Source organism: Telmatospirillum sp. J64-1, from assembly GCF_006980715.1.
In the GTDB taxonomy this organism is placed as follows: Bacteria; Pseudomonadota; Alphaproteobacteria; order Rhodospirillales; family Magnetospirillaceae; genus Oleiliquidispirillum; species Oleiliquidispirillum nitrogeniifigens.
The window spans coordinates 1-1,468 of the sequence record NZ_SBHN01000069.1 but is presented as its reverse complement, the minus strand read 5'-3'; the positions used below and the strand labels follow the sequence as shown (position 1 = coordinate 1,468).

The following is a 1,468-nucleotide window of genomic DNA, read 5'->3' as shown; positions in this document are numbered from 1 at the left end:
GAGCAGTTGCGGCAGACCGATGCGGAGACGCTGACCGATCTGGAGCGGGCGGCGCGCTTTCTTTACCTGCAGAAACTGGCCTATGGCGGCAAGGTCGCCGGTCGCACCTTCGGCGTTGATCCGTCCCGACCCGGGCGCTTCAACCTCAACACCCTGGGACCGCGCCTGGAAGAGCTACATGAACGTCTTGCCGGGGTGGTGATCGAATGTCTCGACTTCGAGGCTTTCCTTATCCGTTACGACCGGCCGGGCACGCTCTTTTACCTGGACCCACCCTATTGGGGCTCCGAGGGCTACTATGGAAAAGAGCTGTTCAGTCGCGCCGATTTCGAGCGCCTCTCGGCCTGCCTCCAGCGCCTATCGGGCCGGTTCATCCTCTCGATTAATGATACGCCCCAGATACGCGAAATCTTTGACTGGGCGGAGATGGAGCCCGTGTCAACCGCCTATACTGTGGGCGGCAAAGGTGGGTCTAAGCCAGTTGGCGAACTGATCATAACTAGCGGAAATTGAAGCAAATTAGAGCCCGCCCCTTTAAGGCAAGGCTTAAGCTCTTTTACAAAGTGAAAAGAAGGATATCTAGATAGGTTTGTAATAAAATACTTACCTATCTAGATATAATGCAGAACACGATAGCCAGAGCGGAGTTTGTGTTGTGAAAATCACAACACCTCTCCTTGTATGAAATGAGGCCATACGGCATCCTACACATCATACAATTCCAGCATCATGAAATTGGATACACCGCCCGTCTCCACTGTTTTGGATGCGCGCCAAAAATACTATTGAAGTGTCGTAAATGGGCGGCTAGCTTGAATGAGCCGGGGGTCCGATCCCCGGCTCATTCAGCGGGATGCGAGGCTGCATCCCTAAGTACAACCAGACCAAAAGCTGCAGTCCAGTTGAGAGGAACTCCATAACAACACTCTGTAGCTTTGTGGTCAACAGAGGAGGTTAAGCGGATGGTGTACTATCACCTCGCCGCTGCCGCTTATCACCTGTGGCAGGTTATAAGGCTGTTGAGACAATAGCATGATGCCACCCCCTACAGCGGCTCAACGCTGTAGGGGGATTACAAGGGAATAGCGGCCAGCGCTACTCCACCGCTCCACTGCCGGGCCTCTGCCGCCCAACGCAGTCCCTCTGCCGTAGTCGGCTTCCTGGCCACCATTCTTTTCATCTCTTCCTGGAGATCGATCTTCGGTGGGGTGTGGTCATTATCTGCGTGTCGGTCGGCCAGTAACTTGATCATCGGCGCAGAGTTGCGCACGGCTGCCATCGGGTCCTTGGCAAGGATCAAGGCAAAGGGTTCGCCCCGGTGATCGACGGCATAGAGCTTCAGCTCCTCGCGAAAGTCCCCCTTGCTCATGCATCCCTCTCCGGCACGCGACCGAGGCGGGCGAGATAGATGGGCTCGTCATACTCGCCCAACTCGCTATCAGCCGATTGTTCGACCACGTCGACACCC

Annotated in this window: 2 protein-coding genes; one reads left to right on the top strand and one right to left on the bottom strand. The window is 55.6% G+C overall.

Annotated elements, in window-relative coordinates; all coding sequences use genetic code 11:
• Window positions 1-513 (top strand): DNA adenine methylase (locus EPD66_RS23780; RefSeq protein WP_142851042.1); only part of this gene is annotated, 513 nt, incomplete at its 5' end.
• Between the two features lie 559 nt (window positions 514-1,072).
• On the opposite strand, the gene EPD66_RS23775 is transcribed toward EPD66_RS23780, so the two are convergent.
• A complete protein-coding gene (locus EPD66_RS23775; RefSeq protein WP_142850978.1) occupies window positions 1,073-1,369 on the bottom strand; it encodes a hypothetical protein in 297 nt (98 codons plus the stop codon).
• Window positions 1,370-1,468 lie beyond the last annotated feature (99 nt).